The organism is Arthrobacter livingstonensis, from assembly GCF_003219815.1.
In the GTDB taxonomy this organism is placed as follows: domain Bacteria; phylum Actinomycetota; class Actinomycetes; order Actinomycetales; family Micrococcaceae; genus Specibacter; species Specibacter livingstonensis.
Map to the genome: position 1 here is coordinate 1 of NZ_QJVD01000018.1, position 26,097 is coordinate 26,097.

Annotated in this window: 24 protein-coding genes, 2 tRNA genes and 1 pseudogene; 15 read left to right on the forward strand and 12 right to left on the reverse strand. The window is 66.6% G+C overall.

What is annotated here, in order from left to right; genetic code table 11:
• Positions 1-352 precede the first annotated feature (352 nt).
• The gene (locus tag CVV68_RS15495; RefSeq protein ID WP_110501914.1) at positions 353-1,066 is read left to right on the forward strand and encodes a hypothetical protein; all 714 of its coding nucleotides are present in this window, start codon (positions 353-355) and stop codon (positions 1,064-1,066) included.
• Positions 1,067-1,104: 38 nt separating this feature from the next.
• Here CVV68_RS15495 and CVV68_RS15500 read toward each other — a convergent pair whose 3' ends face one another.
• Genes CVV68_RS15500 through CVV68_RS15510 form a run of 3 tightly spaced genes read right to left on the reverse strand, consistent with a single transcriptional unit; the run spans position 1,105 to position 4,232 of the window.
• Positions 1,105-2,271: an FAD-dependent oxidoreductase gene (locus CVV68_RS15500; RefSeq protein WP_110501992.1), complete on the reverse strand. Its 1,167-nt coding sequence runs from the start codon at positions 2,269-2,271 to the stop codon at positions 1,105-1,107.
• A gap of 25 nt (positions 2,272-2,296) precedes the next feature.
• Positions 2,297-3,022: a class I SAM-dependent methyltransferase gene (locus CVV68_RS15505; RefSeq protein WP_110501915.1), complete on the reverse strand. Its 726-nt coding sequence runs from the start codon at positions 3,020-3,022 to the stop codon at positions 2,297-2,299.
• Entirely contained in the window at positions 3,006-4,232 is a 1,227-nt protein-coding gene (locus tag CVV68_RS15510; protein WP_110501916.1) for a type III polyketide synthase, read from the reverse strand. Before CVV68_RS15510 ends, CVV68_RS15505 begins: the two co-directional genes overlap by 17 nt.
• Before the next feature lie 177 nt (positions 4,233-4,409).
• On the opposite strand from CVV68_RS15510, the gene CVV68_RS15515 reads away from it, so the two are divergent.
• The 5 genes from CVV68_RS15515 (at position 4,410) to mgtE (ending at position 10,031) form a co-directional block, all read left to right on the forward strand.
• Positions 4,410-5,474, forward strand: a complete 1,065-nt coding sequence (locus CVV68_RS15515; protein ID WP_110501917.1) for an ABC transporter ATP-binding protein — start codon at positions 4,410-4,412, stop codon at positions 5,472-5,474.
• A gap of 6 nt (positions 5,475-5,480) precedes the next feature.
• On the forward strand, positions 5,481-6,308 hold the full coding sequence (locus CVV68_RS15520; protein ID WP_110501918.1) for an ABC transporter permease: 828 nt from the start codon (positions 5,481-5,483) through the stop codon (positions 6,306-6,308).
• Between the two features lie 32 nt (positions 6,309-6,340).
• Complete coding sequence (locus tag CVV68_RS15525) at positions 6,341-7,459, forward strand: sensor histidine kinase (RefSeq protein ID WP_110501919.1); 1,119 nt, start codon at positions 6,341-6,343, stop codon at positions 7,457-7,459.
• Between the two features lie 88 nt (positions 7,460-7,547).
• Complete coding sequence (locus tag CVV68_RS15530) at positions 7,548-8,156, forward strand: response regulator transcription factor (RefSeq protein ID WP_110501920.1); 609 nt, start codon at positions 7,548-7,550, stop codon at positions 8,154-8,156.
• Positions 8,157-8,672: 516 nt separating this feature from the next.
• Positions 8,673-10,031 (forward strand): magnesium transporter, encoded by a 1,359-nt coding sequence (mgtE, locus tag CVV68_RS15535; RefSeq protein WP_110501993.1) that lies wholly within the window; start codon positions 8,673-8,675, stop codon positions 10,029-10,031.
• A 33-nt stretch (positions 10,032-10,064) separates the two neighbouring features.
• Here the strand turns inward: mgtE and CVV68_RS15540 are convergent, their stop codons facing one another.
• Both CVV68_RS15540 and CVV68_RS15545 read right to left on the reverse strand, forming a co-directional pair.
• Positions 10,065-11,474: an MFS transporter gene (locus CVV68_RS15540; RefSeq protein ID WP_110501921.1), complete on the reverse strand. Its 1,410-nt coding sequence runs from the start codon at positions 11,472-11,474 to the stop codon at positions 10,065-10,067.
• Positions 11,474-12,331, reverse strand: a complete 858-nt coding sequence (locus tag CVV68_RS15545) for an alpha/beta fold hydrolase (RefSeq protein WP_110501994.1) — start codon at positions 12,329-12,331, stop codon at positions 11,474-11,476. Before CVV68_RS15545 ends, CVV68_RS15540 begins: the two co-directional genes overlap by 1 nt.
• A 96-nt stretch (positions 12,332-12,427) precedes the next feature.
• On the opposite strand from CVV68_RS15545, the gene CVV68_RS15550 reads away from it, so the two are divergent.
• Positions 12,428-13,477 (forward strand): alpha/beta hydrolase, encoded by a 1,050-nt coding sequence (locus CVV68_RS15550; RefSeq protein ID WP_211320866.1) that lies wholly within the window; start codon positions 12,428-12,430, stop codon positions 13,475-13,477.
• A 34-nt stretch (positions 13,478-13,511) separates the two neighbouring features.
• Here the strand turns inward: CVV68_RS15550 and CVV68_RS15555 are convergent, their stop codons facing one another.
• Positions 13,512-14,102, reverse strand: a complete 591-nt coding sequence (locus CVV68_RS15555) for a TetR/AcrR family transcriptional regulator (RefSeq protein WP_110501922.1) — start codon at positions 14,100-14,102, stop codon at positions 13,512-13,514.
• A gap of 184 nt (positions 14,103-14,286) precedes the next feature.
• On the opposite strand from CVV68_RS15555, the gene dusB reads away from it, so the two are divergent.
• Positions 14,287-15,468 carry a tRNA dihydrouridine synthase DusB gene (dusB, locus tag CVV68_RS15560; protein ID WP_211320867.1) on the forward strand — a complete coding sequence of 394 codons (1,182 nt, stop codon included), beginning with the start codon at positions 14,287-14,289 and terminating at the stop codon, positions 15,466-15,468.
• A gap of 154 nt (positions 15,469-15,622) precedes the next feature.
• Positions 15,623-16,897: a deoxyguanosinetriphosphate triphosphohydrolase gene (locus tag CVV68_RS15565; protein WP_110501923.1), complete on the forward strand. Its 1,275-nt coding sequence runs from the start codon at positions 15,623-15,625 to the stop codon at positions 16,895-16,897.
• Positions 16,898-16,927: 30 nt separating this feature from the next.
• Here CVV68_RS15565 and CVV68_RS15570 read toward each other — a convergent pair whose 3' ends face one another.
• The 5 genes and pseudogenes from CVV68_RS15570 to CVV68_RS15590 all read right to left on the reverse strand — a co-directional run bounded on the left by CVV68_RS15570 (position 16,928) and on the right by CVV68_RS15590 (position 19,402).
• Positions 16,928-17,713, reverse strand: coding sequence for an ABC transporter permease (locus CVV68_RS15570; RefSeq protein ID WP_110501924.1), 786 nt, complete (start codon positions 17,711-17,713; stop codon positions 16,928-16,930).
• Positions 17,706-18,215 carry an AAA family ATPase gene (locus CVV68_RS24635; protein ID WP_211320868.1) on the reverse strand — a complete coding sequence of 170 codons (510 nt, stop codon included), beginning with the start codon at positions 18,213-18,215 and terminating at the stop codon, positions 17,706-17,708. The genes CVV68_RS15570 and CVV68_RS24635 overlap by 8 nt, the downstream gene beginning before the upstream one ends.
• Before the next feature lie 35 nt (positions 18,216-18,250).
• Positions 18,251-18,493: pseudogene (locus CVV68_RS24640) on the reverse strand (ATP-binding cassette domain-containing protein); the annotation flags it as partial.
• A 123-nt stretch (positions 18,494-18,616) separates the two neighbouring features.
• Positions 18,617-18,994: a VOC family protein gene (locus CVV68_RS15585; RefSeq protein ID WP_110501926.1), complete on the reverse strand. Its 378-nt coding sequence runs from the start codon at positions 18,992-18,994 to the stop codon at positions 18,617-18,619.
• Between the two features lie 69 nt (positions 18,995-19,063).
• On the reverse strand, positions 19,064-19,402 hold the full coding sequence (locus CVV68_RS15590) for a hypothetical protein (protein WP_110501927.1): 339 nt from the start codon (positions 19,400-19,402) through the stop codon (positions 19,064-19,066).
• Positions 19,403-19,612: 210 nt separating this feature from the next.
• Between CVV68_RS15590 and dnaG the strand changes: the two genes are divergently transcribed.
• The 3 genes from dnaG to CVV68_RS15605 all read left to right on the forward strand — a co-directional run bounded on the left by dnaG (position 19,613) and on the right by CVV68_RS15605 (position 22,034).
• On the forward strand, positions 19,613-21,673 hold the full coding sequence (dnaG, locus tag CVV68_RS15595) for a DNA primase (RefSeq protein WP_110501928.1): 2,061 nt from the start codon (positions 19,613-19,615) through the stop codon (positions 21,671-21,673).
• Between the two features lie 67 nt (positions 21,674-21,740).
• A tRNA-Asn gene (locus tag CVV68_RS15600) sits at positions 21,741-21,813 on the forward strand.
• 148 nt (positions 21,814-21,961) lie between these two features.
• Positions 21,962-22,034 (forward strand) — tRNA-Asn (locus CVV68_RS15605).
• A gap of 59 nt (positions 22,035-22,093) precedes the next feature.
• On the opposite strand, the gene CVV68_RS15610 is transcribed toward CVV68_RS15605, so the two are convergent.
• A complete protein-coding gene (locus tag CVV68_RS15610; RefSeq protein ID WP_110501929.1) occupies positions 22,094-23,314 on the reverse strand; it encodes a multidrug effflux MFS transporter in 1,221 nt (406 codons plus the stop codon).
• 307 nt (positions 23,315-23,621) lie between these two features.
• Here CVV68_RS15610 and CVV68_RS15615 point away from each other — a divergent pair, with 307 nt between their 5' ends.
• From CVV68_RS15615 to CVV68_RS15625, 3 genes are all read left to right on the forward strand, one after another.
• Positions 23,622-24,461, forward strand: a complete 840-nt coding sequence (locus CVV68_RS15615) for a phage holin family protein (protein WP_110501930.1) — start codon at positions 23,622-23,624, stop codon at positions 24,459-24,461.
• A 62-nt stretch (positions 24,462-24,523) separates the two neighbouring features.
• Complete coding sequence (locus CVV68_RS15620; protein WP_306415701.1) at positions 24,524-25,132, forward strand: CDP-alcohol phosphatidyltransferase family protein; 609 nt, start codon at positions 24,524-24,526, stop codon at positions 25,130-25,132.
• Positions 25,129-26,028, forward strand: coding sequence for a DMT family transporter (locus CVV68_RS15625; RefSeq protein ID WP_110501932.1), 900 nt, complete (start codon positions 25,129-25,131; stop codon positions 26,026-26,028). Before CVV68_RS15620 ends, CVV68_RS15625 begins: the two co-directional genes overlap by 4 nt.
• The last annotated feature ends 69 nt before the right edge of the window (positions 26,029-26,097 follow it).

Sequence of the window (26,097 nt, forward strand, 5' to 3'; positions counted from 1 at the left end):
CAACTCGACCACCGCAACAACACGACAGCAGGCCTGGGGACCGGCGCGGCGGCGGGAACGGCGCCAGGCGCCCGGGCGGCGGGCATGGCAGCATCCCGGTTCGACCGAAGCCACAGCCCGCTCGAAAACCTCATCGAATACAACATCAAGCCCCACACCAACGAAGACCACTAACAACGTTCCCGGTATACAGGAACCAACGAGTCTCAACGGGCCTCGGCCGCCGGTTACCGCCCGGCTGGGGATCTGCAGGGGATTGCCTGTGAAAGCCCCGGAAAAGCGCTTGACGGCGGAGCAGGCGTGGGAACATCGAATCCGGGCCAGGTGTCGACCGGGCCGTGAGGAGACATGCATGGAACCGGAAAGCAACAAGCAAATCGAGGAAGCGCGCAAGAAAGCCGCAGCCGTCGTGACGGCCCAAAAGACGAAAGAACGGCGACGCCGCGTGATGATGTGGTCTGGCACCGGTGTTGGACTGGTGGCTGTGGTGGTCGCGGCCGGAGTGGGCATCAGCACTAAATCAGCAGGTAACGCCGCCGCGAACAGCACCGCAAGCGTTGCCACTGTCCCTGCATCCCAGGGCTCCACACAGACACCGCCGTGGGCCGCGCCCGCCGATGCATCGGCCCGTGCCAAGGTTGCCGGACTGTCCATGTTAACCGCAGAGGGCACGGCCGAACACATCCACACCCACCTGAGTGTCACCGCGGAAGGCAAACCCATCACGGTGCCCGGCGACCTCGGCATCGACCTCGGTGCGCAGTTGATCTCGCCGCTGCACACGCACGATGCCACGGGGATTGTTCACGTGGAATCGCCCGTCCAAAAGAACTTTAATCTGGGCGAGGTGTTCACGGAATGGGATGTGGCCCTTTCGACCGGCCGGGTGGGCTCCTATGCAGCGTCCGGCGGCTACACCATCACGACCTTCGTCAACGGCACGAAACAGTCCGGAGATCCGGCCTCGATCCAGCTGGCCGACCACGAGGACGTCGATATCGTCATCACCAAGGGCTCCGAGAAGGCGGCGGCGCCCGCAGCATTCACCTGGCCAGCAGGTTACTGACAGGCCCGTGGGTGCAGACTGTGCGGACCACGCCGCCGCTACTGCATGGTGAAGCGGCGGGCCACGGCGTTGCGCAGCCGGGCGTTGCCAAATGCCCGGCCCACGGCCGCATTGCGGACATCCATGAACGACGCCGGGAGGGGCCTTCCCAGCGCCATGTTTAGTCCCGCCTGCCAAGACGCCCGACGCGCCGCGGCCATCCGGGTACCCTCAAACCTTTCCAGCCGGGCGCCGGTGGGCTGACCGCGCAACGCCGCGACGACAATGGGGGCCAACGCCGCGGCGTCGAGCCAGCCAAGGTTCATGCCCTGCCCGCCAATGGGGCTGATCTCATGAGCCGCGTCGCCCACCAGCACTGCCCGGCCCTGCACCATGCGGGTTGCCAGCCGGGAGCGGACCCCGAAGGCGCTGAGCATGCTGTTGGCGCGGGGGTCCACAGTGGCGCCCGTCCGCTGGCGGATCAACTCTGCCAGGTCCCCGGCGGACGCACCGTCCAGCAGCGAATCGGTGTGGACCACCCACCGCCGCAGCCCGTCCGGGAGCGGGAACGACTCCACGATGCCGCCGGGCTCCAGGTACAGCACGGCCGTGGTGCCGTCGCTGCCGGTGTCGGGAAAATCGCCCATCAGGTAAGTGTCGGGGTAGTCGCGGCCGCTGGTGGGGATGCCCAGTTCGCGACGGATCGTGGAATGCGCGCCGTCTGCGCCGACCACCAGCCGCGCCGAAACAGCCGTGGTGGCGCCGTCAGGTCCCGTCCCACCAGACCCTTCCCCGGTGCCCGTCGCGGCTGCGAGCCTGACGTGGGTGCCGGCGTCGTGCATGGACTGGACCCGGAATCCCCGCAGCAGCGCGCCAGAGGACAGTTCACGGAGCCGGGCCTCGAGAACGGCCTCCGTGCGCGCCTGCTTGAGCGTCAGGATAAAGGGTGAAGCCGGTGCGGCCTCGGCAAAGGACAATTCCCGGACAAAACGGCCCCGGCTGCGGGCGACGCCGTCGCGAATGTGGACGCCCTCCCCCGCGAGCGCTGCGGCCACACCAGCCTGCGCCAGCGCGGCCAGGGCCGGCGGATGGATGCCGATGGCGCGGGAATGCGGATTCGGCACGCCCCGCTGCTCCAGGACCCGCACGTTCAGTCCCTGCTGGAGCAGCAGCGCACCGAGGTACAGGCCCACCGGCCCGGCACCCACGATGGCCACGTCAAGCATGCGGGGGTCCGCGGCCGGCAACCCCTCAGCCAACGCCGTCACCGGCGGTGAACAGCAGCAGGTTGCGGTAGGGCCTTTCGGCCCGGACACTCCAGCCCCGCGGAATCAAGGCACGCAGTTCCGGGGCCGTGTAGCTGCGCCGAATGGAGGTGAGCCCGTCGCGGCGGATATACGATCCCGGGAAGAACGGCAGCGTCCCGGCCCAAAACAGTGCATACGCCATCGGGCTTCGGGCAATGTCGCTGTGGATCACCGCGCGCGTGGCCAGGAGCGCGGAATCGGCCAGCAGCTCCTGGAACTCGCCGGGGGAGAGGTGGTGGAGCATGTGGTTGGAGATGACCAGGTCAAAGGAGGCCCCTGCCTGGACCAGCTCGGAACTGTAGGCCTGCCGGAACGTCAGGCGGGGTTGCGGCGGCGCGGAGGTGGCGAAGTCAAAGGCGCGCCGGTCGGGGTCGATCGCGGTGATCTCCAGCAGCAGTGAATCGCTGGCCGCCCACGCGGCCAGCTTCCGGGCAATGTCCCCGCCCCCGCAGCCGACGTCCAGCAGCGAGGTGGCCGTGGCGGAGGAGAGCAGCGGCCGGATCCGTTGCCGGTACACGCCGCGCCACCCGGACACCACGGAGTTGACGAGCGGAAACTGCGCATAGGTGCGTTCGAGCCGGTCCGCATCGCAGTCCCGCCGGTCCATCTCCTCCACCGCGTCCGTGGCACGTTCCCGCAGGAGCCTCACCGACTCAGACCCGCGCAGCATTTTCCAATGCCGACGGGTCTGTCGTTTCGCTGGCAGCCGGAACCGCGGCGGCGCGCCCAGGGGCCCGGCCGGCACCCACGCCGGGCGAGACCTTGGTGAACAGGCCGGTTTCCACCGTCAGGCCGGGGCCAAACGCCATGGCACAGATGCTTTCCTCGGCTTCGGCGGCGGGCTGGTCCAAAATGTGCTTGAGCACGAACATCACGGTGGCGCTGCTCATGTTGCCGTAGTTGCGCAGTGTCTCCCGGGAGGGCACCAGCTGGTCCGGTGTGAGTTCAAGCTTGGCCTCCACCTTGTCCAGGATGCTGCGCCCGCCGGGGTGGATGGCCCAATGCCTGATGTCCCGGTACGGCTGCGCGGCCAACGTCGGTTCGTGGGCGAGCAGGGGCGCCAGCGCATCCACGATGTGTTCGTCGATAATGCGAGGAACGTAGCTGTCCAGCACCATTTCAAAGCCCTCGTCGCCAATGTTCCAGGCCATGGAGTCCTCGCCCACGGGTGTCAGCACTGTCTCAAAATGGTCCAGCACCACCACCGGGCCCGCGCCTGGCAGCTCACGGGCGGTCACGACGGCGGCCGCCGCGCCGTCGGCGAACAGGGACGATCCCATGATGGTGTCGGGGTTGTTGGACGTGCGCACGTGAAGGGAACACAACTCGGCGGAGACCACCAGCACCACGGCGTCGGGGTCGGCATCGCAAAAGGCCTTTGCCGCCCGCAACGCCGGGAAGGCGGCGTAGCAGCCCATGAACCCCAGATGGTAACGCTGCACCGAAGCGTCGAGCCCCAGCGCCCGGACTATTTTGTAGTCGGGACCCGGATTGAAGAATCCCGTGCACGAGACGGTGATGACGTGCGAGACATCCGCCGGGGACACGCCGTCGCACGCAGTCAGGGCCTTGGACGCCGCTTCGATGAACAGCCGGGTGGCCTCCACCGTGAACAGGTCGTTGCGCACCTTGGTGCTGGGTGAGAGCAGCCGCCCGGAAGTAGCGTCGAAAAACACTGGATCGTCGCTGTGGAAGTCACGGGACATCTCCGCCACGGCCGTGTGGCGCGTGTCAATCGCCGCCGAATCAAAACAGGTGCGCACCAGCCGCTGGCCGAGCCGGGTGAGCCCGGGCTGGGCGGCAAATACATCCCGTGCCTCGGGTTGAACCAGGATTGTGGGCGGAACAGCGGTTTCCAAGGATCTCAGCGTGACCGTCATAGTCCATTCTTAGGCTCCCCAGCCCGGGAACGCAATGCCCGGGAACACAATGCCCAGGCCGCAGACGGCCGCCGGGATGACAAATGTCATGGGGAGCAGGTGACAGGCGTGTGGGGGTCGGCATCGGGAAGCCCGGGAGCATGGAATCACAGCCGGAACAACCACCAAGGGACCACCATGAACAACTCCACCACCAGCCCCGAGCTGGCGCCGCACCCACAAATTTCCCCAACAGCGCCGCCACCGGCCGCGCTGTTGGCCGTTGACGCCACCGGCCTGCACAAGTCCTTTGGCACCGCCGGCCGGAAGGTCCACGCCGTCAACGGCGTCGACCTTCAGATCCGGCCGGGCGAGGTGGTGGCGTTCCTGGGCCCGAACGGCGCCGGGAAGACAACCACCATCGACATGCTGCTGGGACTGTCCAAGCCCGACGGCGGCAGCATCACCATCTTTGGCCTGAGCCCCCGTGCGGCCATCGCTCAGGGCCTGGTCAGTGCCGTAATGCAGTCCGGCGGCCTTCTCAAGGACCTGACCGTGCGTGAGACCGTCTCCCTGACCGGCTCGCTCTTTTCCCAAACGCAGCCGGTGGACGAGGTCCTGGAGCGTGCCGGCATCCTTGACATCGCCGGCCGAAGGGTGGAGAAGTGCTCCGGCGGCCAGCAGCAGCGGCTGCGGTTCGCCATGGCCCTGCTCTCCGATCCTGGGCTTTTGATCCTGGACGAGCCAACCACCGGCATGGACGTGGAGGGGCGCCGGGATTTTTGGTCCGCGATCCGTGCGGACACCGCCCGTGGCAGGACCGTCATCTTCGCCACCCACTATCTGGAAGAGGCGGACGCCTACGCAGACCGGATCGTGCTGGTGCGCCGCGGGGAAATCGTGGCCGACGGCACGGCGGCGGAAATCAAGAACCTCGCCTCCGGCCGGACTGTAAACGCCAGTGTCCACAATGCCGACGCCGCCGCGCTCGCCGCCATCCCCGGGGTTGACTCCGTGGAAAGCCGCGGAGGCAGGCTGAGCATCCGCACCAAGGATTCCGACGCCGTGGCGCGCTACCTGCTCACGGCCACGGACGCCGTCGACCTTGAAATCACCTCCCACAACCTTGAAGACGCGTTCGTTGCACTGACCGGGGACCGGGACGGCTCCGACGGCTCCGACGGTCCCGACGGCTCCGACGGCTCCGACGGACCCGACGGACCCGACGGCTCCGACGGACCCAATGACAACACGGGAAAGTAGCCCGACATGACAACCCTTCCCAGCAGTGCCACCGCAGCACCCGTCACACGGCACAGCCGCAACGTGCCGCCGTTTGGCGCCTTCAATGCCACCCTGCTCGGCATCGAGATCAAGCGCCGCTTCCGCAACCGCCGCACCTTGTTCTTCACCATCGCCTTTCCCGTGGCCATGTTCCTGGCCTTCGGGCTCCAGTACCGGGACACGTCAATCGAAACAGGCCGCACCGTGGCCCAGGGCGCCCCCTCCGTGGCGGCGTTCATCATGATCTCCATGGCCGTCTACGGTGCCATGATGGCCTCGACCTCGGCCGGAGGTGCGGTGGCCATTGAACGGCAGTTGGGCTGGAGCCGTCAGCTGCGCCTGACCCCGCTGACCCCGGTCGCCAACATTGCCGTAAAGATCCTTGGCGGGCTGTCGATTGGCCTGCTGGCCGTGCTGGCCACCTTTGCCACCGGACTGGCGATCGGGGTGCGCCTGCCGCTGCACGTGTGGCTGGTTGCCGGGGTAACGGCGTGGCTCGGCTCGCTGGTGTTCACCGCCATGGGCCTGATGGTCGGATATTTGGTACCCAGCGAAAACGTCATGCAGTTCATGGGCCCGGCGCTGGCCTTCCTGGCATTCTTTGGCGGGCTGTTCACCCCGCTGGATTCCATGGCCAAGCCGCTGCAGGACATCGGCGTCTGGACCCCCACCTACGGGCTCGGCGAGATAGCCCGCGCACCCTTGAGCGGCGACGCGTTCAACTGGCTTGCCGTGGGCAACGTGATTCTCTGGCTTGCCGTATTTGGAATTGGTGCCGCCCTGGCATTCCGCCGCGACACCAAACGGGTATAGCGGTTCCGGCCGCAACGCCTAAAGTTGGCATCATGGCATCCATTGCACCGCACGCACGGCGGGACCACCCACAGGAGGACGTCGGTTGGTTCCCGGCCACCGGCCACGTGCCCGCCATCCGCGAACTTGCCGCCAGCCGGGGCCCGCGCCGCTGGGTGCTGGGGGCCGGGATCTCCTCCCTGATCCTGCTGGTCAGCAGCGGCTGGGACCTTACCGCCGGGGAGCACTCGCCGTGGGTGAAGGCCTTGTTATGGTGCCACCTGCTCCTGTTCGTCGCCGTCTTCATGGCGGGGCCGCCGCTGAGCTGGTACCGCAGCCAAAGATTCAAGGCCCTGCTGGCACTGGGCTTCTTTGCCATCAGCGTTGCGTTCTTTGCCTACCGGGACGCGTCGTTGGGGACCACCTGGCTGTGGGCTTTTGTGTCCGTTTTCGTGGCCAGCCAGGGTCACCCGCGCATGGTGGGCATTGCCGCCATCGCTGGTTTGTCCGGCGGGGCGTTTGTCATCAACACCGCGCAGGGGGCCACCGGCGCCAATGCGTTTTCCCAAGCTGTCACCATCGGTTCGCTGGGCATGATGATGATGGCATTCTCCCGCCAGCTGACCACCATCCGGGAATTGCGCCAGACCCAGCACGAACTTGCCGAGCTGGCGGTGCGGGAGGAACGCAGCAGGGTGGCCCGGGACATGCATGACATCCTGGGCCATTCCCTGACGGTCATCGCCGTCAAGGCCGAGCTGGCCGGTCGGCTGCTGCCCATCGCCCCGGAAAAGGCGGCCACCGAGATTTCCGATCTCGAGGACCTGGCCCGCGGCGCGCTGGAGGACGTCAGGGCAACCGTGGGGGGCTACCGGGGAGTGAACATCCTCTCCGAACTTGTTAATGCACGCACGGCCCTGACGGCCGCGGACATTGACGCCGATCTTCCCGGCGCGGCGGACGGCGTTCCCGCCAAGCACCGCGAACTGTTCGGCTGGGCACTGCGCGAAGGCGTCACAAACGTTATCCGGCACGGAGACGCCAACCGCTGCAGGGTCACCCTGTCCGCCCGCCTGCTGCAGATCGACGACGACGGCGTTGGCCCCTCCGCGCCGCCCGCCGGCCTGGGCGAGGCCCGGGACGGCGAGGCCCGGCAGCCGGCAACGGCCTGAAAGGCCTTGCCGAACGGGCCGACGCGGCCGGGGCAATGATGGAGGTGGGCCGTTCGGAACTGGGCGGATTCAAGCTAAGGCTCACACTGTGATCCGCCTGGTGATCGCCGACGACCAGGCACTGGTCCGCGGCGCCCTCGCCGCGCTCCTAGGCCTGGAAACGGACATCGAGGTGGTCGCCGAGGTGGGCCGGGGGGATGAGGTGAGCGCCGCCGTCGTGCTTAACAAGGCCGATGTGGCCCTGCTGGACGTGGAAATGCCCGGGCTGGACGGAATCGCCGCCGCGGCGCAGCTGCGCACCGCCGCCCCCGACTGCCGTGTGCTGATGGTCACCACCTTTGGCCGGCCGGGCTATCTGCGCCGCGCCATGCAGGCCGGGGCAGGCGGGTTCGTGGTCAAGGACACCCCGGCGCGGCAGCTCGCGGACGCCGTACGGAAGGTGGCGGCCGGGCTGCGTGTGGTGGACCCTGCCCTGGCCGTGGAGAGCATGACCGCTGGCGAAAGCCCGTTGACCGAACGCGAAACCGACGTGCTGCGCGCGGCTGGCACCGGGGGAACGGTCGCAGACATTGCCGCGGCCACGTTCCTCTCCGAGGGGACGGTGCGCAACTACCTCTCCAGCAGCATGGGCAAGACCGGTGCCAGGACCCGGGCCAATGCCGTGCACATCGCCGAGGAAAACGGCTGGCTCCTCTAAGTGAGGGTTGGACCCACAAGCCGAGGGGTCCGGCTCGAGCTTGCGGGTGGAGGGAGCGACGGAGGATGAAGACCCCAAAGCCGGCTGCCGTGTCCAGGGATTGATGGTTCCCACCCGCCGTGTCCTAGGATGGGAAGAACGCCCTGACTCGCCGTACCTGCCCTGAAATGCAGCGGCGGAGTCTTCCGGGCCCGGAAACGATGGAGGTGAGGCGCATGGACGACGGACCTAGTCGATCTACCGCACCGCGCGAGCCTCGCCAGCGCCATCGGGAAACAACCTCCCCTTAATCCCCAACACTTGCGGCAACCCGCGGAGTCCTTCCGCAATTCCTTCGTTGCCGCGCATTGGATGTGAAGTCCGGGCATTGCCCCGGACGAAAATGGGATTTCCCTTGTGGCAGTGTGCTCGTGCGGTGGCAATTTCGCAGCCCCACCACACATGCCCATTCTTTGCGCACGCCACGGTTCACGCCGTGGAACTCCTATGTGTGCTTTCACCGGAGGGAACCGGACCATGATCAAATCCCCCACCCAGACGTTTGACGCCAGCGCCGAACTTTTGGGCAAGGCCCTGGGTACCAACGACGTTGCAGGTGTTTCACGCGTGCTGGCGCCGCTGGACCTGACCGAAACACTCGAACAACTGGAGCGCCTGAGCACCATTGACCGGGCGTTGGCCTACCGCACACTGCCCAAGGACCGGGCCATGGAGGTCTTTGAGCGCCTGGATGCAGCGCTCCAGGCCGATCTGGTGTCAGGGCTGCAGGAAGCCGACGTTGCAGAGGTTTTTGCGCAGCTGAGCCCCGATGACCGGGTGGCGTTGCTTGACGAGCTTCCGGCGTCCGTTGCCAACCGACTGATTTCCGGGCTGAACGAGAAGGACCGGGCGCTGACCAGCACCGTGTTGGGCTACCCCCAGCGTGCGGTGGGACGCTACATGAGCCCCGAGTTTGTCAACACCCATCCGCACCTCAGCGTCGGGGAGACCTTCGCCAGGGTGCGGAGGGAGCTGGACGACGCCGAAAGCGTCTACACCATTCCCGTCACGGATGCCGGCCGGCACCTTGTTGGCGTGGTGTCCCTTCGCGACGTGCTGAGGGCCGACGAATCCGAATTGATCGCGGACATCATGAAAACGCCGCTCAGCGTTCCGGCGGTCCAGGACGCGGAGGAGGCCGCACGCTACTGTGCCGATGCCAAGGTTTTGGTGCTGCCCATTGTTGATGCCGAAGACCGTTTGGTCGGGATCCTGACGGTTGACGATGCACTGCGAATTCTTGAGGATGCCGAGAGCGAGGACGCTGCACGCTCGGGTGGCACCGAACCGCTGCGCAGGCCCTACCTGGCCACCCCGGTCGGCAGCCTCGTGCGTGCCAGGGTGGTATGGCTTCTGGTGCTGGCGGTTGGCGCAACGCTTACCGTGCAGGTCATAGGCGCCTTCGAGGCCACACTTGAACAGCAGGTGGTGCTGTCCCTTTTCATCCCCTTGCTTATTGGCACCGGTGGGAACACCGGCAACCAGGCGGCCACCACCATTACCCGTGCCTTGGCCCTCGGGGATGTGCGTCCGAACGATGTCTTCAAGGTGCTTGCCCGTGAAGTGCGTGTCGGTGCCTTCCTGGGGCTGCTGCTGGGGGCCCTGGGATTCACCATTGCGTCCCTGGCCTTCACAGTGCCCATTGGTTTGGTCATTGGGCTGACACTCCTGGGGGTTTGCACGATGGCGGCCAGCATTGGCGGACTCATGCCGCTGCTGGGCAAGGCCGTGAGGGCGGATCCCGCGGTGTTCTCCAACCCGTTCATTTCCACGTTTGTGGACGCCACGGGGCTGGTTATCTATTTCCTGATCGCCACGAGCATTCTGGGGCTCTGAGGCCCGGCGCCGGCCCGGGCCGCATCACCTTAGCTAGGGCACGCCGGCGACGGTGCGCGGCATGGCGGCGGCCGCGGCGAGCCCCAGGATCCCGCAGGCCAGCACGGCCAGGAACACGCCGCGGGCCGAGGCAATGATGGTGGCCGGGTCCGCAGGGCCCAGGCCGGAGGACGCCACAATGGAGTTGGCCACGGCCCCGAAGATGGCCACGCCCACGGAGCTGCCGATGGCCCGGGCCAGCATGTTCGAACCGGTCACCACGCCGCGCTCGCCCCAGCCCACCGACGACTGAGCGGCCACGATGGCCGGCGTGGAGGACAGTCCGAGGCCGGCGCCAATGACCAGGCAGCAGGCCGCCACGGCCCACACATTTGGCCGCACGGAAGCAAGGAAAAGCACCAGGGCGCCGAGGACGATGACAGACATGCCAAGCACCGCCGTGTTGCGGAAGCCGAAACGCATGTAGACGCGGCCGGAGAAACTGGACGCGATGGGCCACCCAATCGACTGGGCCGCCACGGCCAGCCCCGCCAGAAGCGGCACCGTGCCGATCGACCCCTCCAGGAACGTCGGGACGTAGGAGCTCAGCCCGATCAGCACGGCGCCGACGCCCAGCGAGACGAGCGTCGTCGTCAGCAGCAGCCGGCGTGAGAGCACCCACAGCGGCAGCACGGGGTCGGCGGTGTGCCGCTCCACCAGCACGAAGGCGGCGATGCAGGCGGCACCAAGTGCGAAGCCGCCAACGCTCGGCGGCGAGACCCACGCCCACGCCTGCCCGCCGTCCAGAACGGCCAGGATGAGCAGGGACAGGCCGCCGGCGAGCAGCACCGCGCCCGGGGAGTCGATGTGGACCCGGCGGCGTTCCACGTGCTCGTGATAGGAGCGCAGGAGCAGTGCCATGGCCACCAGGCAGACGGGGACGTTGATGAAGAAGATCCAGCGCCACGTCGCGAACTGGGAAAACAGGCCGCCGATGGCCGGTCCGAGCACGGCCGCCACCGCCCACACTCCCGACAGGTAGCCCTGCGCCTTGCCGCGTTCCTCGACCGTGTAGATGTCCCCGGCAATGGTCGAGGTGGCCGGCTGGATGGCGCCGGCACCGAGGCCCTGGACGAGGCGGCAGCCGATCAGCACGGGCATGCTCCAAGCCAGCCCGGCCAGAACCGATCCCACCAGGAAGATGCTGATCCCGGCCAGCATCACGGGCTTGCGGCCGATCGTGTCGGAGAGCTTCGCATAGACGGGGACCGTGACCGCCTGGGCGAGCAGGTAGACGGAAAACAGCCAGGGGAACAAGGAAAAGCCGCCCAGGCTGCCCACGATGGACGGTACGGCCGTGGCCAGGACGGTCGAGTCCAGCGCCACGAGCGCCATGCTGACCATGAGGGCGAGCAGGACCGGGCCGCGTTCGGAGCGCAGTCCCACCCCGGCCCCGGCGGACATCAGCCCTCCGGCCGGCCCGCCACCGCAACCGCCGCGGCGACAGCGGCCGCCCCGCGCCTGCCCATCACGATCGTGTAGTGGTTGACGTCGGGCACCCCGGACACGACCAGCCCGGGCAACCGGGCGCGCCACTGTGCCAGGGCCTCGGGGGAGTACAGCGGATCGGCGTCCAGCAGCCCGCGCGGGGCGGTGAGAAGCGGTGTCCCCGCCGGCAGGGCCGCCAGGGCAGCGTCGACGGCGTCCGTGCCGAACAGATCGGCCGAATCCAGCGCCATGGCTTCGTAGCTGGCGCTGGAGTGCAGCCGGGGCGCCTCGCCCACGAGGTCGTAGTCCACATAGGCCTCGATGTCCGCGTTCCACGCGCCGGCCAGGGCGGGGTGCGCCTTCCACAACGCCCGGTAGGCGGTGCGGTCGGCGAACTCCATCGTCAGCCGTTCGGCCGCCGGGCCGAGCGTGTCGTTGACGCCGACCCCGGGCGGCAGCACCAGCGGCAGGCCGCCGTCGACCAATACGGTGGCAGCCGTCCGCCCCGGATGCCGCAGGCCGAACACGAGGGCCGCGAACGCGCCCATCGAGTGCCCGACGACGGTCGCGGACGGAACGCCCAGGTGGTCCAGCACGGCCGCCAGGTCGGCCGCATGCGCATCCATGCAGTAAGGCCCTCCGAGGTCGCGGCTCCCCCCGCGCCCGCGCAGGTCCGGGGCGATGACGTGGAACCCCGGCAAGGCCCGGGCGACGGCGGCCCAGGCGAGATGGTTGGCGGTGATGCCGTGGATGGCCAGCACGGCGGGGGAGCCGGGATCGCCCCACTCGCCGAAGGCCAGCGAACCGGGCACCCTGGAGAGCCAGTAGTTCATGGTGCACCTTTCCCGCGTCGGTACCGCTTCCTTCAATGTGCCCTAAAGTGGGGCTCATCACAAGCAGTCGCCAGCAACGTGAACAGGGGTCCCCTCGTGCCACTCTTTGACGGCATCACCGCCATCACCGTCCAAACCGGCCGACTGGCCGCGAACGTACTCACCCGCACGGGGCAGCGCACGGACGGCCCCGCCGTCGTGTTCATCCACGGCAACGTCTCCTCGTCCCTGTTCTGGCAGCCGGTCATGCTGGCCCTGCCCGAAGACATCGCAGCCTACGCCGTGGACCTGCGCGGTTTCGGCGGCAGCGGGGCGGAGCCCGTCGACGCCACCCGGGGCGTGCGCGACTTCAGCGACGACGTCCACGCCGTGGTGCGTGAACTGGGACTCGGCCCGGTGCACCTGGTGGGCTGGAGCATGGGCGGTGGAGTTGCGCTGCAGTACGCCCTGGACCACCCCGCCGCCAGCATCACCCTGCAGGCGCCTGTCTCGCCGTATGGCTTTGGCGGGACCCGGCTGGACGGCACCCGGCTTACCCAGGACGACGCCGGCACCGGGGGAGGCGGCGCCAATCCGGGCTTCGTGGCCGCGCTCGATGCGGGCGACACCAGCCGGGACAACGCCCTTGGGCCTTGGGCCGTGTACAAAAGCTCCTATGTTTCGTCCGGATTCGCGTCCGAACACGAGGACACCTGGGTTGAATCGATGCTCACCACGGCGACGGGTGAGGACAACTACCCGGGGGACTCCATGCCATCGGTGAACTGGCCGGGCTTTGCCGCAGGCACGCGCGGGGTGCTGAACACCATGGCACCGGGCCATTTTGACGTCTCGGGCATTGCGGCGCTCGCCGTCAAGCCGCCCATCCTGTGGGTGCGCGGGGATGCGGACGCCATCGTCTCCGACGGTTCCGCCTTCGACCTGAACTTCCTGGGCCGGGCCGGCGTCATCCCTGGCTGGCCGGGCGAGGAGGTGGCGCCGGCCCAGCAGATGCTGGCACAGACACGGGCCGTGCTGGATCGCTATTCGGCGAACGGCGGCCGCTATGCCGAGGAGGTGTTTGCCGGAGCCGGCCACGCACCCTCACTTGAGCAGCCGGAACGGTTCGCCGGACTGCTCACCGGGCATGTCCGCGGCGCGGCCTGACGGATCCATTGGTGCCAGCAGCGGCAGGCGGGGCTCAGGCGGCAGACGGGGACCCGGCGTCGAGTTTTCCGGAAAAGGTAAACAACAAGGCGGCCGACACCTCGGCGGCCGGCGTGCCCGGGCTGAACAGCAGCCATTCCAGCCCGCCCATCAGCACGGCCCCAAAAATGCCACCGGCCATCAGCAGGCGCGTGCTCTCCGAGGTGTCCCGAGGCACCAGCGGTGCGAGGGCCGCTTCGATTTCGGACAGTGCCTCGCGCCGGAGCGAAACCATGGTCTCCTGCCATGCCCTGTCGGTGCGGAAAATCTCCGCCGCCATCAGCTTGGCCAGCGCCCTGTTGTCCGCTATCAACGTCAGCATGCCTGCCACCATTGCCTCAATGCTGGCGAAGCCGGTGGCGGACAGCCGTGCCTCCCTGAGCGTCCTGGACAGTGAGCTGACGCCGGAGGTCAGCAACTCCCCAAATAGCCCATCCTTGGAGGCAAAGTTGTAGTAGACGCTGCCCTTGGCCACGCCGGCCCGCTCGGCCACCTCGTCCATGGTGGTTCCGGAAATCCCGTGCAGGGCACCCAGTTCCAGGGCGGCAGCCAGGATGGCCTGTTTTGTGGCTGAGATGCGTGGCATGGGAATCCTTCGGTGCTGGGCGGAACGGAGCGGTCCGGTCCACAACCGCGAGTCTATTCCACCCGTCGAGGTCTCCCGAAGTCCGCTGGCAGCGGGGCGGCCCGGCGGCCTGCCGGAAACGTAGCTGGGGTGTGCCCTCCAGCCCCCGGGCGCTTAATTTGGACGCATTTGAGAGAATTGGAGGGTGACTGTTACAGATATCCCCTCCAGCGACACCAAGTTGGACCTGCCTCCCCTGAAACTTGGCAACCTTACAGTGGAAACGCCGGTGGTGCTGGCCCCCATGGCGGGAATCACCAATACGGCGTTCCGGCGCCTGTGCCGCGAGCATGGCGGCGGCGTGTTCGTCTCCGAAATGGTGACCTCGCGGGCCCTGGTGGAGCGGACACCGGAGTCGATGCGCCTGATCAGCCATGACGACGACGAGAAGATCCGCTCGGTGCAGTTGTACGGTGTCGACCCAGAAACCGTGGGCAGGGCCGTGCGCATGCTGGTCGAGGAAGACCACGCTGACCACATTGACCTGAACTTTGGCTGTCCCGTGGCCAAGGTGACCCGCCGCGGCGGGGGAGCGGCACTGCCGTGGAAGCTGGACCTCTTCACCGCCATCGTGCAGACCGCCGTCCGCGAGGCAGGCAAGGGGGATGTCCCGCTGACCATCAAGATGCGCAAGGGCATCGACGACGATCACCTGACCTACCTCGAAGCGGGCAGGATTGCCCGGGACGCCGGCGTGGCCGCCGTGGCGCTGCACGGCCGCACCGCCAGCCAGTTTTACTCCGGCCAGGCCGACTGGGACGCCATCGCCCGGCTCCGCGAGGCGCTCCCGGACATTCCCGTCCTGGGCAACGGCGACATCTGGAGCGCCGAGGACGCCATTGCCATGGTGCGCCAAACCGGCGTCGACGGCGTGGTGGTCGGCCGCGGCTGCCAGGGCCGTCCCTGGCTGTTCGGAGACCTCATGGCCGCCTTCGAGGGCAGCGACCTCCGGCACAAGCCCGGCCTCGCCGAGGTGGCCGCCGCCGTGTACCGGCACGCAGAGCTGCTCATTGACACCTTCGACGACGAAAACAAGGCCCTGCGCGACATCCGCAAGCACATGGCCTGGTACTTCAAGGGCTACGTGGTGGGCGGGGAACTGCGCGCCCAGCTGTCGGCCGTCCCCACCCTCGAGGTCCTGCGCGGGCTGCTGGACCAGTTGGACATGGACTCCCCGTACCCCGGCGCCGACGCCGAGGGCCCCCGCGGCCGCGCCGGCACCCCCAAGCGCACAGCGCTGCCCGAAGGCTGGCTGAAGGAGCGCACCCTCAGCGGCCCGCAAAAGACGGACCTTGCCGGCGCCGAGCTGGACGTCTCCGGCGGCTAGAAATGGCCCTGTCAGCAAAAATGATCCCGATCCCGCTTTCTGACACCGGGATCCCTGCGGCAGAAAGCGGGATCGGGATCATTTTTCCGTTCGCGGCCGGCAGTCTGTGGACATCGTCCGCGGGAGTTTATGCGTTGGCCCTAAACTAAGGGATATGTCTACCCCCGCGCAGCCAGAGTATTCGACCAGCGATGTGGAGCGGTGGGTCCAGGAAGCCCATAAGAGCAGTTTTCGCACCGTCTTTGAGCGGGACCGGGCTCGTGTGCTGCATTCCTCGGCCCTGCGCCGGCTCGGTGCCAAGACGCAGGTGGTGGCCCCGGACACCGACGACTTTGTCCGCACCCGGCTCACGCACAGCCTTGAGGTTGCGCAGATCGGCCGCGAGCTGGGCCGCACGCTGGGCTGCGATCCCGACGTCGTCGACACAGCCTGCCTGGCCCACGACCTCGGCCACCCGCCCTTTGGCCACAACGGCGAGTCGGTCCTCAACGACCTCTCCCACGACATCGGCGGCTTCGAGGGCAACGCCCAGACACTGCGCCTGTTGACCCGGCTGGAGTCCAAGGTCATGACGGCCGACGGTGGTTCGGCCGGCCTGAACCTGACCCGCGCCTCCCTGGACGCCTCCTCCAAATACCCGTGGTTGGCCGCCGACGCCCCTCTGGTGGGCGGCCGCCGGACCAGCAAGTTTGGGGCCTATGCCGACGACCTGCCCGTATTTGTTTGGCTGCGCCGTGACGCGCCGGCCGGCAAAACGTGCATTGAGGCCCAGGTAATGGACCTGGCCGACGACATCTCCTATTCCGTCCACGACGTGGAGGACGCCATTGTCGCCGGCCACGTGCAGCTGAAGTGGCTGGCCAACCAGGACCAGCGCAACCGCGTCCTGGGCTACACGCAGCAGTGGTACCTGCCGACGGTGGACACGGCCGAAATCGACGCGGCCCTGCAGCGCCTGGAAGCGGCGGACGTGTGGGTCCGCCACGCGGACGGCAGCCGGGCCTCGATGGCGGCGTTGAAGGACATGACCAGCCAGCTGATCGGGCGTTTCTGCCAAAGCGCAGTCGGCGCCACCCAGGCCATCTATGGGACCGGACGGCTGACGCGCTACGCGGCGGACGTCGTCGTGCCTCGGGAAACCAGCGTCGAAATTGCCGTCATGAAGGGCCTGGCCACCACGTTCGTCATGACCACGGACCACCGCCAGCCCATCTACCAGCGGCAGCAGGACGTGCTCAGCGAGCTGGTGGCCGTCCTGAACGCGACGGGGGACGCGCACCTGGAGACCATGTTTGCGGCGGACTGGCGTGAAGCGGACGACGACGATGCCCGGCTTCGCGTTGTCGTCGACCAGATCGCCTCCCTCACCGATGTGTCGGCCCTGGCGCTGCACGAGCGGCTCGTGGGGATGGAACGCACGCTGCTCTAGCCGCAGCGGCGCGGGCCGGCCACGCCGCCGTCAGCGGGACTCCCACCGGAACCAGCGGATGCCGATGGTTGCGCACACCGCTGTCCAGGCAACACAGGTCACCAGGGACCAGGCGTCCTGGGCGCTCCAGGCCGCCTGGTTGAGCACGTCGGCGAACAAGGTCATGAGCGCGCCGACCGGGGTCCACTGCGAGATGGTGTTGAGCGTGTCGCCGAGCAGGCCCGTGCCGCCCACCAGGCCCAGCAGGATCAGGACGATGAAAATCAGCCGGCTCACGGCCAGGACGGCGGTGGCCGACTTCACCAGCCCCACCACGGCCTGCCCGATCGCCAGAAACGACACGCCGCCCAGAAGTGCCACAACCAGGACCAGCAGGAATTGGCCGGCCCCCAGCGCCAGGCCGTGCAGGATGACGCCGACCACCACAACAATGATGGACCCGGCGAGGTTGGCGGCCACCTGGATGCCCATGCGGCTGCCCATGATGCCCCACGTGGGAACGGGGGCGGCCCGCAGCCTTTGCAGGACGCCGGTCTCCCGGTCGTGGGCGACGGCGAGGGTGTACCCCAGCATGCTGGAGGTGAGCAGACCCAGGGTCAGGGCCAGGCCTATGGTGAGCGTGCTCCCGCCGAGACGGGACTGGGACTTCCCAAAGGTGGTGGCCACCAGAATAACTATCGGCAGCAGGACGCTCAAGGTTGCAGATACCTTGCTTCGCAGCAGGACGGTTGCGTCGGCGCGGAGCAGTGAGCTCAGGGCCAGGCCCAGCGGCGGCCGGGCAGTGGCACCGCCCGTGTTCGTGCCGGCGTCAGTCATGGCTCCCACTTCCCGTCAGTCCAATGAAAACGTCCTCGAGCGTGACGGCCCCGTGCGCCACCTTGATTACCTCGGCGTCGTCCTTGTACTTTTCGATCAGCCCGGACGGCGTGGACAGTGCCACGAGCACGCCGTGGTCCATGATTGCCACGCGGTCGCAGACCGCCTGCGCCTCGTCCATGGAATGCGTGGTGAGCAGGATGCTGCGCCCCTCGGATCGAAGGGACTCGATCCGGTTCCACAACTGGCGGCGGGACTGTGGATCCAGTCCGGCCGTTGGCTCGTCCAGAAGGAGTAGTAGAGGCTCGTGGATGGAGGCGATGAAGAGGGCGAGGCGTTGCTGCTGCCCGCCGGAGAGCTGCTTGAACCGCCGGCCCAGTTCCTCGCCAAGCCCGATGGACTCCAGTCGGGCGCGGAGCTCGTTGCTGCTGAGCTGCACACCGTACAGCCCGGCATAGAGCTGGCGATTTGTTCGATGCCCAGCTCGGCCTGAAAGCTGCAAGACTGCAGATGCACGCCCAGGCGGGCCTTTACCTCCAGGGGCTGTGACATGGCCTCGATGCCGTCGACGAGAATGCGGCCCGATTTGGGGCGGACCAGGCCCTCGATGGCGCTCAGCGTGCTCGTCTTACCTGCGCCGTTGGGGCCCAGCAGGCCGAAGATCTCCCCGGGGTCGATGTTAAAACTGACACCGGCGACGGCGATTCGGGCTCCGTAGGCCACCTCAAGTTTGTCAACCACCAGGACGGAAGGTGGGGCCGGTTCGTCCGCGTCAGCCATGATGGCACACCCTCTCCGGGGACCGGCGGAAGCCTGCCGCGCCCCCAAGACCAATGCTAGGAGCGGAGGCTGTTAGTCGCCTGTGGGCAGGTGATGCGTTTTCTGTTTGCGGTGCCGTCCTCATTACGGGCCAATCGGCGCCGCCCAGCCGGGGCGGGGGATGAGGCAGAACGGGTGTCCGGCAGGATCCGCGTAGACAGGGGAGGCGGACCCGCCCAGCCGTGTGGCACCCAGGGCGAGGACGCGCACGCCGGCGGTTTCGACGTCGTCGACCATCACGTCAAGGTGCATTTGCTGAGGGGAGGCAGGATCCGGCCAGCGGGGCGCACGGTGGCCGGGGGCCAGCTGAAAGGCGAGCCCGGAGCTGTGGTCATCGGCGGAGACCACCACAAAGTCGTCGGAGCGGTAGGTGACGGGCTGGCCGAGCAGTGTCGAATAAAAACCTGCCAGGGACAGCGGGTCCGGACAATCGATCACAAGGTGGTGCAGGCGCCCGATCATGCCGCCGAGACTACCACCGCAGGACTGGAACTGGCCATGGCCGTCAACAGGAGCGGGCAGCCGCCGGCGCTACATGGCCGAGGTGTAGCTCCCCATGGCTGCGGCAAAGTTGGACAGCTGCTCGGGACTGGACAGGGAAAACAGGACACCGACGACGGCCGTCATCGCGGCGGCGACGCCGACCGTGGCCGCGGCGACCACGGCGATGAGCTTGGCGTCGTCGTCGATCCGGCCGGGCATCTCCAGCGCGGAATCGATCAGGTTCGGGGCGAAGTCAAAGGTGCCGTCGGCCAGCACGGCCACCACCTGGCCATGCCGGCGGTCCAGGCGCATGGAGGAAATGGCGTTGCCGTGGCGGGCCAGCAGGATGTCCGATCCAACGGAACGGCGGGTTGCGTACGAAATCATTGATGGCTCCCAAGGTGTGCGGCAGGGGGCCTGCGTCCTGTGCGGCGCAGGCATGTCCGCGCCATTGGGGGCACTTCCAGAATATCGCCGCATGCTCCGGGGGGAGCCGCGTTTTCCCGAAGATCCGGGGTGATTCCGGACACCCAGGCGTTCTCCACAAGCACCGGCCTGGCTGGTCCGGCGCGGGGGAATCTCACGTAAACTGGCCGGGTGGCTGGATTGATAAAACGCGAAGACATTGACGAGGTGCGCACCCGCACCGACCTCAAGGAAGTCGTCGACGCCTACGTCACCTTGAAGTCGGCCGGAATCGGCTCCTTCAAGGGGCTGTGCCCGTTCCATGATGAACGCAGCCCCTCGTTCCACGTCCGCCCGCAGATGGGATATTTCCATTGTTTTGGCTGCCAGGAGAGCGGCGACGTCATCTCCTTCATCCAGAAAATGGACCACATTCCCTTCTCCGAGGCCGTGGAGAAGCTGGCGGGGCGCATCGGCTTTGAGCTGCACTATGAGGACGGCGGCACCGGCCCCCGGCGCGAGGAGATCGGGCGGCGCCAGCGGCTCCTGGATGCCCACAAGATCGCCGGGGAATTTTTCCGGGCCCAGCTCCTGACCCCCGCGGCGGCGTCAGGCAGGGCATTTTTGCAGGAGCGCGGATTTGAACGCAGCGCCGCGGACCGCTTTGGCGTGGGCTTTGCCCCGCAGGGTTGGGACGCCCTCCTCAAGCACCTCACTGGAAACGGCTTCACCCAGGAGGAGCTCAAGCTCACCGGCATGTTCTCCGAGAGGTCCGCCGCAGGTGGACAAAACCGGATTTATGACCGTTTCCGAGGGCGCCTCATGTGGCCCATCCGGGACATCGCCGGGGACACCGTGGGCTTTGGCGCGCGCAAGCTGTTCGACGACGACCAGGGCCCCAAATACCTGAACACCCCGGAAACACAGCTGTACAAGAAGTCCCAGGTCCTCTATGGCATCGACCTGGCCAAACGGAACATTGCCTCCAAGCGCCAGCTCGTGGTGGTGGAGGGCTACACGGATGTCATGGCCTGCCACCTGGCCGGGGTGGATACGGCCGTGGCCACCTGTGGCACGGCTTTTGGCGCCGACCACATAAAGGTGGCCCGCCGCCTGCTGTCCGACGACGGCACCGGCGGCGAGGTGGTCTTCACCTTCGACGGTGACGCCGCCGGCCAGAAGGCAGCCCTCAAGGCCTTTGACGAGGACCAGCGCTTTGTGGCGCAGACGTTCGTGGCGGTTGAGCCGTCCGGCGCCGACCCCTGCGAACTGCGCCAGCGCCGCGGCGACGAGGCCGTCCACTCACTGATCCGCTCCCGCCGCCCGCTGTTTGAGTTTGCCATCCGCTCCACGCTGGCCAAGTTTGACCTGAGCACCGTGGAGGGCCGCGTGAACGGCCTGCGTGCGTCAGCACCTGTGGTGGCCGCCATCCGTGATGGCTCGACCAGGATGGGCTACAGCCAGGAACTGGCCGGCTGGCTGGGCATTGCGGACCCCGACGAGGTCCTGCGGGCCGTCAAGGGCGCGGAGAAACGTGCCCATTCTGCGCCGGCCCAGCACGGCTCCGCGCCGGGAACCCGGCAGGCCGGCTCGCAGCCGGCTCCCGCCCGGACGTCGTACGACGCCGGGCCCGGCGCCTCCCAGCGGCACGGCGGGAACGGGGCGCCCTCCCGGGGAGCGGGCCCGCAGGGCCCGTTCGCTTTCGGCGGGCAGGCGCTGGGAGGGGGAGCCGGCGTCGTACTTGTCGAGGGTCCTGCCGACCAGCCCGCCCAACAAAGGGTGCCCAGGCCCGACCCGCGTGACCCCCAGGCGCGGATGGAGCGGGAGGCGCTGGAGGTGGTGCTCCAGCATCCCGGGCTGCTCACGGCCGGGAATTGGCAGCATTTTGCCGCCACCGAATTCCAGGTTGCCGCGTACCGTGCCATCCACTCGGGGATTGCGGCCGCGGGGGAGTCGCTCGCGGCGTCGTCCCAGTGGCTGGAGGCCGTGCGGGCCAACGTGCCCGAAGAGCTGGGGAACCTCGTCGCCGAGCTGGCCATGAGCCCGCTGCCCACAAAGGCAGACGAGTCACTTGAACGGTATTGCCGGGCGATGCTGCGCAGGCTCTTCGAAGGGCAAATCACGCGGCTGAAGCAGGAGCGGCTCGGTGCCCTGCAACGCATGGACCCGGCAGTGGATCCCGAGGGGTACCGGCTGCTTCAACGCGAGCTCATGGAGCTGGAAATGGCACGCCGGGCACTGCGGGGGGACTGAACCCAACAGCCTGCGGGCGCCCGATTTCGCAACCGGGCCAGCCTTTGTTATTGTTGTTCGTGCGCGATCCTCTGTAGCTCAATTGGCAGAGCATTCGACTGTTAATCGAAGGGTTACTGGTTCAAGTCCAGTCAGAGGAGCTTGTCATCCAACGGCCCCTGCCTGAAATTCAGGCAGGGGCCGTTGGTTTTCGAAAAGCCAATTCCGTGAGTTTTCGCGCAGCAGATAGTGTGTCTGAAGGTTTTTTGTTTTTCCGAAAATGCCCTGCTAATCTATTGTCTGCTTCATTCCTCTGTAGCTCAATTGGCAGAGCATTCGACTGTTAATCGAAGGGTTACTGGTTCAAGTCCAGTCAGAGGAGCTTGAAAATTCCCCCGCACTCACTACGAGTGCGGGGGATTTTTATGTTCCAAACAGGAGCTAGATCTTCGGCACCGTGCGGGGCCGGACAATGAACCACAAGGCGGCGATGGCCAGCAGGATGCAGCTACCCATGATCAACGCCATGGGCGTTGCCGTGGCAACGCCCAGCAGCCCCACCACGGGGGTGATGATCCCGGCGAAACCAAACGTTGTCGCTCCGAGCAGGGATGCTGCAGTGCCGGCCTGGCGGCCGTTACGGGCCAGGCCCATCACCTGGACGGAGGGGAACATGAAGCCGGTGAAACAAATGAAGAACCACAGTGGCACCATGATGCCCCACAGCCCCAGGCCGAGTTGGTCAAAGATGATCATGGCAGCCGCGGCGCACACCTGCCCCACGGTGGCCCAGGCGATCACCCACTGCGGCCCGGTGTGACGCATCAGGTATGCCGCGATTTGGACACCGGAGACAATACCCAGCGAATTTGCCGCAAAAAGGAAGCCGTACTGCTGCGGGGTAAATCCGTACGTGGTTTGGAACAGGAACGTCGACGCGGACAAATAGGTGAACAGGGCAGCAAAGTTGAACCCGCCCACAAACAAGGTGCCCACAAAGATCCGGTCGCTGAATACCGCCTTGTAGCGTCCTCTGACGCTTACGCCGCCGGAATGGCGCCGTTCTGGCGGCAGGGTTTCAACGATGAACATAAAGGCTGCAATGACCACCAGCGCACCGTAGCCGGCCAGGAACCAGAAGATGCCGGGCCAATCCATGATGCCCAGCAGCTGGGAACCGATGACCGGGGCCAGGATGGGGGCCATGCCGTTGACCAGCGACATGCGCGAGAGCATGCGGACGAGCTGGTAGCCGCCGAACAGGTCGCGAATCATGGCCATGGCCACCACCCCTCCACCGGCCGCACCAATCCCCTGCAACACGCGGAAGATCCCCAGCATCGTGATGTCGGTGGACATGGCCGCGCCGACGGAGGCGGCCACGTGCAGGGACGTGGCCAGGACCAGCGGCATGCGGCGGCCGAACTTGTCGCTGAAGGGGCCAACGATCAGCTGGCCGGCGGCAAAGCCGATGGTGGTCGCTGTCAGGGTCAGCTGCACGGCGGTGGCGCTGACGTTCAGTTCATGGCCAATGATGGGGAATGCTGGCAAATAGAGGTCTATCGTGAACGGACCCAGGGCGGTCAGCAGGCCGAGCACCAGAATGTAGATGAGCTTTTGCCGGCGTGTCAGGCTGTCGCCGGGGTGGGTGATGATGGTCAAAAAGAAAATCCTAGCTGCCTGGAAGAATCGAGTGGGTTGAAGCAGAGGGCTGCGAAAGCGCCACGCAAAGACGCCTGTGTGCTTATGTTATGCGTATATGGCGTGTGGCAGGAACGGCCCTTTGGGCTAGAATTCCAACCACACGGGGGCAAGAACACCGGTGCCGCCATTCGTATTCCGTGATGCGTCGAATCGTTGCATCCGATGGATGGTAATTTTGTGTTTACGGCAGCGCCGCGGAATTGGGGCGCAAAAAGATTCCGCCGCCCATGAAACGGGTGCGGAACCAAAAGATGGAGGCGGATCCATGGCAGGTGGGCAGCAGTCAGCGCACGTCGACTCGGAAGAACGCACGGAGCCTGAGGACTCAACCCTGGTTGAGGCGGTGAAGACGACTGCCCGGCTGGTTCCCCGCCAGGTCACCGACGAAATTGATCTGGCCAAGCTTGAATTGGAGCACAAAAAGGCCCGTGTGGGCGGGATTGCAACGTTCGCGGCGCTGGCACTGGTGTTCGTTGCACTGCTGGTCATTGCCCTGGTCGTAGCGGCCATTGCGGGGCTCGCCACCGTCGTGCCGCTTTGGCTCTCGGCCCTGATCATCAGTGCGGCCCTGCTGCTGCTCCTGGCCGTCGCCGCTCTTGTCACCTACAGGAAAGTCAAGGGGCTGCTTCCCCTGATGCCCGAACATGCCTGGCGCGGTCTCAGGCACGATCTCGGAATTGTTAGGGAAGGCCGGGCCTTTGACGCATCAACCCTCGACGCACAGGACCTAAGCAAGGCCGAAAAGAAAGCCAAGAAGGCGCAGGAAGAGGCCGCCAAGGAGAAGGCCAAGGCAGAACGCGCGGCCAAGTCCGCCGAGCATGGCCCCAAGGCCAGCCAGGCCGAGCTGATCGAACGCACTTCGGCACGCCGCGAGCACCTGGTTGCCCTGCGCGAAGAGCTGCTGGAGCAGGCGGACGTGAAAAAGCAGGCCTCCCACTTTGTGGACCTTGCCAAGGACAAGGCCGCCGAATCGGCGCGGTCCGCTGCCACCGTCGCACTGTCGCAGGGCGTGGAGACGGCGAAAACGCGATGGAAACCACTTGCCGTCTTCGCCGTGTCGGCCGTGGCTTGCGTCGTGTTCCTGCGAAAGTTGTTCAAGAAGTAAAGCCTTGGACATCCTGCCGGAAGCGTGGCGGGCCTAATTATCAGCGGGGAGGGATGACACGCATGTCTGCCGGATCAAACACGGGCAATCCGGGCGCCATCGTCACCATCCCCAACATCATTACCGTGGTCAGGTTTCTCGGGACGCCGCTTTTTGTATGGCTGGTCCTTGGACCGCGCGAATACGGCTGGGCGGTTTTTGTTCTGGCCATGATGGGGTGCACCGACTGGATAGACGGCTTTGTGGCCCGCAAGCTCAACCAAACCTCAAAGCTGGGCCGGATCATGGACCCGCTGGCGGACCGCGTGGCCCTGGTGGCCGTCACCATCACCCTGGTTATCGCGGCGATCCTGCCGCTCTGGCTATTGCTGCTGCTGCTGATTCCCGACGTCGTCCTGCTGGCCGCCACGCTGTACCTGTTCCGTGGCGACGCGGACCTGAAGGTGACCATGCTCGGCAAAACGCGCACGGCCGCGTTGATGATTGGCACTCCCATGCTGCTGCTGGCCAAGGCGCTCGATTCGGACTTCACCACCGTCCTGGCCTGGGTCTTCCTGGGCTCGGCCATGGTGATGCACGTGATTGCCTTTAGTCAATATTTCCGCGCGTTGCTGGCCAAGCACCGCGAAATCCACCACCCGCCGTCATCCGACCAAGTTGGCCTCCCATGATGTGGCTGGCGGTGGTGTGTGCAGTGATTGCAGCATTTTTCCTCGCGTTTGGCGCGCAACGCCAGGGCACCGCAGTGCAGAACAACACCGGCGGCCTGGCGTTGGGCAGCTCTGGTTTCCTGCGCCTGCTGCGCAACCCGCGCTGGGTCTTCGGCCTCCTGCTCCTGGGCGCCGGGATGGCCCTGAACGTCGTCGCCCTTACACTGGGCACGCTGACGGTCATCCAGCCGATTGGCTCCATTGCCCTGGTCATCACCACCATCGTCAACTCCCGGGACCAGGGCATCCGCCTCAACCGCGCCACGGTGGTCGCCATCACCGCCTGCGTCACCGGGAGCGCGCTTTTTGTGCTCATGGCCGTCAACGTGGTCAGTGAGAACACCCACGTCAAGTCCTCCGAAGAACTCACCGTGGTCATGCTGTTGGCCATTGTCATTGTGATCTTTGGCGGCTCGCTGGTGATGTTCAAGCACCGGCTAAAGGCCTTCTTTTACATCCTCGGCGCCGGTGTCCTGTTCGGCTTCGTCGCAGTGCTCACCCGCATCATCTCCCGCCAGATCTTTGACCCCAACGGCCTGTTCCTGCTCAATGTCCAGTGGTACTCCATCATCGCCCTGGCGGCCGCGGGCGGGCTGGGCAGCTGGTTTGTGCAAAGTGCCTACGCGAGCGGTCCGCCCGACCTCGTCATCGCCGGACTGACGGTCATCGACCCGATGGTCGGCATTGCCATCGGGATCACCATCCTGGGTGAGCTTCGTCCTGACGTGCCGCCGGTGGTGGCCATATCCATGGCGGGGGCCGCTTTGCTTGCTATCGTTGGGGTGGTTGCCTTGTCGCGGCACCATCCGGACGTGGTGAAGCGCCGGGCGGATGCCAAGAGGGAGCAGCGAAAGTAGCTTCCGCACGAAGTGGTCCTGCGCCAGCGGAACCAGTCAATCCAGAAGTACGACGGCGTTGGGGACCTC

Excerpts from the sequence above, each read along its gene's own strand:
- CVV68_RS15495 (WP_110501914.1), top strand. The coding sequence starts at position 353 with ATGGAACCGGAAAGCAACAAGCAAATCGAGGAAGCGCGCAAGAAAGCC.
- CVV68_RS15500 (WP_110501992.1), bottom strand. The coding sequence starts at position 2,271 with ATGCTTGACGTGGCCATCGTGGGTGCCGGGCCGGTGGGCCTGTACCTC.
- CVV68_RS15505 (WP_110501915.1), bottom strand. The coding sequence starts at position 3,022 with ATGCTGCGCGGGTCTGAGTCGGTGAGGCTCCTGCGGGAACGTGCCACG.
- CVV68_RS15510 (WP_110501916.1), bottom strand. The coding sequence starts at position 4,232 with ATGACGGTCACGCTGAGATCCTTGGAAACCGCTGTTCCGCCCACAATC.
- CVV68_RS15515 (WP_110501917.1), top strand. The coding sequence starts at position 4,410 with ATGAACAACTCCACCACCAGCCCCGAGCTGGCGCCGCACCCACAAATT.
- CVV68_RS15520 (WP_110501918.1), top strand. The coding sequence starts at position 5,481 with ATGACAACCCTTCCCAGCAGTGCCACCGCAGCACCCGTCACACGGCAC.
- CVV68_RS15525 (WP_110501919.1), top strand. The coding sequence starts at position 6,341 with ATGGCATCCATTGCACCGCACGCACGGCGGGACCACCCACAGGAGGAC.
- mgtE (WP_110501993.1), top strand. The coding sequence starts at position 8,673 with ATGATCAAATCCCCCACCCAGACGTTTGACGCCAGCGCCGAACTTTTG.
- CVV68_RS15540 (WP_110501921.1), bottom strand. The coding sequence starts at position 11,474 with ATGTCCGCCGGGGCCGGGGTGGGACTGCGCTCCGAACGCGGCCCGGTC.
- CVV68_RS15545 (WP_110501994.1), bottom strand. The coding sequence starts at position 12,331 with ATGAACTACTGGCTCTCCAGGGTGCCCGGTTCGCTGGCCTTCGGCGAG.
- CVV68_RS15555 (WP_110501922.1), bottom strand. The coding sequence starts at position 14,102 with ATGCCACGCATCTCAGCCACAAAACAGGCCATCCTGGCTGCCGCCCTG.
- CVV68_RS15565 (WP_110501923.1), top strand. The coding sequence starts at position 15,623 with ATGTCTACCCCCGCGCAGCCAGAGTATTCGACCAGCGATGTGGAGCGG.
- CVV68_RS15570 (WP_110501924.1), bottom strand. The coding sequence starts at position 17,713 with ATGACTGACGCCGGCACGAACACGGGCGGTGCCACTGCCCGGCCGCCG.
- CVV68_RS15585 (WP_110501926.1), bottom strand. The coding sequence starts at position 18,994 with ATGATCGGGCGCCTGCACCACCTTGTGATCGATTGTCCGGACCCGCTG.
- CVV68_RS15590 (WP_110501927.1), bottom strand. The coding sequence starts at position 19,402 with ATGATTTCGTACGCAACCCGCCGTTCCGTTGGATCGGACATCCTGCTG.
- CVV68_RS15615 (WP_110501930.1), top strand. The coding sequence starts at position 23,622 with ATGGCAGGTGGGCAGCAGTCAGCGCACGTCGACTCGGAAGAACGCACG.
- CVV68_RS15620 (WP_306415701.1), top strand. The coding sequence starts at position 24,524 with ATGTCTGCCGGATCAAACACGGGCAATCCGGGCGCCATCGTCACCATC.
- CVV68_RS15625 (WP_110501932.1), top strand. The coding sequence starts at position 25,129 with ATGATGTGGCTGGCGGTGGTGTGTGCAGTGATTGCAGCATTTTTCCTC.